General features: G+C 64.7%; 4 protein-coding genes. 2 read left to right on the forward strand and 2 right to left on the reverse strand.

The annotated features are described in order from the left end of the window. On the forward strand, window positions 1–375 hold a 375-nt coding region (locus tag A2J03_RS29400; RefSeq protein ID WP_156520656.1), incomplete at its 5' end, for an aminotransferase class I/II-fold pyridoxal phosphate-dependent enzyme. A gap of 12 nt (window positions 376–387) precedes the next feature. Here A2J03_RS29400 and A2J03_RS29405 read toward each other — a convergent pair. Continuing rightward, the gene (locus A2J03_RS29405; protein WP_068381770.1) at window positions 388–783 is read right to left on the reverse strand and encodes a hypothetical protein; all 396 of its coding nucleotides are present in this window, start codon (window positions 781–783) and stop codon (window positions 388–390) included. A gap of 17 nt (window positions 784–800) precedes the next feature. On the opposite strand from A2J03_RS29405, the gene A2J03_RS29410 reads away from it, so the two are divergent. Next, complete coding sequence (locus tag A2J03_RS29410; RefSeq protein WP_197481032.1) at window positions 801–2,201, forward strand: acyl-CoA synthetase; 1,401 nt, start codon at window positions 801–803, stop codon at window positions 2,199–2,201. Between the two features lie 28 nt (window positions 2,202–2,229). Here A2J03_RS29410 and A2J03_RS29415 read toward each other — a convergent pair whose 3' ends face one another. Further along, window positions 2,230–2,820 (reverse strand): CHAP domain-containing protein, encoded by a 591-nt coding sequence (locus tag A2J03_RS29415; protein ID WP_068381776.1) that lies wholly within the window; start codon window positions 2,818–2,820, stop codon window positions 2,230–2,232. Window positions 2,821–3,043 lie beyond the last annotated feature (223 nt).

Below are 3,043 nucleotides of genomic sequence, written 5' to 3' on the forward strand. Positions count from 1 at the left end.
CTGGTGAACGATCTCCTCGAGGTACGTAAGCATGCGGGCATGATGGTGCCGCTTCCGATCCAGGCTGCAATGACTGTGGCGCTGGGCGACGACGAGCATGAAAACGTGCAGCGCGAGCGCTACCGGGTTCGCCGTACCGAACTGAAGAGCGCGATCGAGAAGGCCGGCTTCACCGTCGACCACTCCGAGGCAGGCCTGTACCTGTGGGCCACCCGAGGCGAGCCGTGCCGCGACACCGTCGATTGGCTCGCCGAGCGCGGCATCTTGGCGGCGCCAGGAGAGTTCTACGGGCCGGGTGGATCCCAGCACGTACGAATCGCACTGACCGCGACGGACGAGCGTATTCACGCCGCGACCGAGCGACTCACCAGCTAGCTGCCTCCGGGGTCATTCGTCTCCCCACCCTCCGCGTCTGATGCGGAGAATGTAGACGAGCTCGTTGCTTCCGAACGCCTCTACCGTCGTGAACCGCTTTGGTTCGGTGTTGGTCGACGGGTTGCGTGCGTGTGCTTCCTCGTAGATCTGCGTCGCGCGTAGGTCGGCGAGCTCGACTCGCGTCCAGAAGTCGTCGGATTGGACGGAGTACACGAGTCTCGGAGCGCCGTCACTGACATGTTCGATGTCCAGGTCGTCGTCGTTCTCGAGGTCGTCCTCCAGTTCTTCCTCGGTGTCCGCGTCCTGTTCCGCATCGGTCCCGATGAGATAGACCCCGGGCTGCAGGTCTCCGGCGGGGACGGTCATGTATTCGGCGTAGTCGCCGGTGTCGATTCCGTCGGCATCCATGTATGTACGGTAGCCATGTGCTGCTTCGTTCATTGAACCCACTCGCCGTCGCCCGCGGAGAGGACATTCCCGACGCCGTCACCATCGGCGATACCGCACTGTCCCGAGGCGACATTCTCGGTGCCGCGACGTCCGTGGCCGAGCGCGTAGCCCAGGCAGAGCGGCTGGCAGTGCTGGCGACACCGTCGGTCAAGACCGTGCTCGCGGTCGTCGGCTGTCTCATCGCCGGCGTGACCGTCGTCCCTGTCCCGCCGGATGCGGGCCCAGCAGAGCGTGAGCACATTCTGCGCGACTCGGGCGCGCAGGCATGGCTCGGGGAGGCGCCGGAGGACACGGCAGGACTGCAGGTGCTACCCGTCCGGCAGCACGCCAGGTCGTGGCACAGTTATCCAGACCCGCACCCGTCGTCGATCGCGTTCGTGCTCTACACCTCCGGCACGACGGGTCCTCCCAAAGGCGTGCTGCTGTCCCGTCAGGCCATCGCTGCGGACATCGACGCGCTCGCCGACGCCTGGCAGTGGACATGGAAAGACACACTCGTGCACGGTCTCCCGCTGTTCCATGTGCACGGACTCATCCTCGGGCTGCTCGGACCTCTGCGCGTAGGAAGCCCGGTGATTCACACGGGCAAGCCGACGCCTGCGCTCTACGCTGCGGCCCGCGGATCGCTCTACTTCGGGGTGCCGACCGTCTGGTCGCGGGTAGCGGCCGACGAGGACTCCGCCCGCGCCCTGTCCACTGCCCGGCTCCTCGTCTCGGGAAGCGCACCGTTGCCCGTACCCGTGTTCGAGAAGCTACGCGCTCTGACGGGTCAGGCGCCGATCGAGCGATACGGAATGAGCGAAACTCTCATCACGATCAGCACCCGCGCCGACGGCGACCGCAGGCCGGGCTCGGTGGGGGTGCCGGTGAAAGGCGTCGAGACCCGGTTGCGCGGCGAAAACGGAGAAATCCTGCCGCACGACGGCGAATCCGTCGGGGCACTGCAGGTACGTGGACCGATGATGTTCGACGGATATCTGAACAACCCGGAAGCGACGGCCAAGTCGTTCACCGAGGACGGCTGGTTCGACACTGGCGACGTGGCCGTCATCGACCCCGACGGTTTTCACCGCATCGTCGGCCGAGCATCGACGGACCTGATCAAGTCGGGCGGATACCGAGTGGGCGCGGGCGAGATCGAGACCGTTCTGTTGGGCCACGCCAGTGTCGACGAGGTGGCCGTTATCGGCGTTCCCGATGAGGATCTCGGGCAACGGATCGTCGCCTACGTGGTCGGTAGCGACGTCGAGCCGCAGGTGCTGATCGATCTGGTGGCGTCCGAGCTGTCGATCCACAAGCGGCCCAGGGAAATCCGCGTCGTGGAATCGCTTCCTCGCAACGCGATGGGCAAGGTGCAGAAGAAGCTGTTGGGGTGAATTGTCGGAGGTTGTGCGCGAGGCGTGCCTATGCGAGGGTTCCGAATCCGACGATGGCGGAGTCGGACAGCGCATCGACGGTGTGAACACGAATCTTCCCGAGCTCGTTGCCGCCCACAGTGGTTGCGGTCTCGCCATCGACCGCGACGACGATGTTGGTGTGCTGGCCGACCCAGCTGCTGTTGTCGTACAACACCACATCGCCGACCGACGGTAGATACCCCTTCGGTTCGAACCTGCCCTGCGCCTGGTAGTACTCAGTGAGCGTGTACACCCCCGGAATGCGCCAGCTGCCCGAGTTCGGGTTGCTCAGCGGTTGCCCGGCCTCGTTCATGATCCAGCTGACGAAATTCGCGCACCAAGCCTCGTCGACGCCTTCGGAATAGAACGTCCCCGGCCGCTGCCTCTCGTGCTCGGCTCGGACGAGCTCGACTACCGTCGCCTGCTCCGTGGTGAGTGCTGAAGGGTCGATCTCGGGGAATGGCGTCGTGTCCCACGGCAAGTATCGGCTCGGCGCCATCCACAGGACCCCGGCAGCGATCACGATTGCCGCTGCGACGATGCCAGCGATCCACCGAGCGGTGCGACGCGTGGGCTTGGCGGGGGAGTCGATGCTCATCCATCGAATGTACCGGGTGGTCTGAAGTGTGAGCTCGCCCAGGAATCTCATCAGCTGGACGGGGTTCGGATGTGAGCCGAGTTTCGCGAATAGGGGTGCGTCTGTGCAGGATTGGTGACTTTGTCGGTGGGGTGGGTTACAGTTCCAGCAGTGAATCGAACATCAGTTCGAACTTCGGATTGCAGGGGGTGACGCATGACGACGACCGAGTGTGAGGACACCC

Source organism: Rhodococcus sp. EPR-157, assembly GCF_001647195.1.
GTDB lineage: Bacteria > Actinomycetota > Actinomycetes > Mycobacteriales > Mycobacteriaceae > Rhodococcoides.

Bases quoted from the DNA above. Each gene is read 5' to 3' on its own strand.
- A2J03_RS29405 (WP_068381770.1), bottom strand. From the start codon at position 783: ATGGATGCCGACGGAATCGACACCGGCGACTACGCCGAATACATGACC.
- A2J03_RS29415 (WP_068381776.1), bottom strand. From the start codon at position 2,820: ATGAGCATCGACTCCCCCGCCAAGCCCACGCGTCGCACCGCTCGGTGG.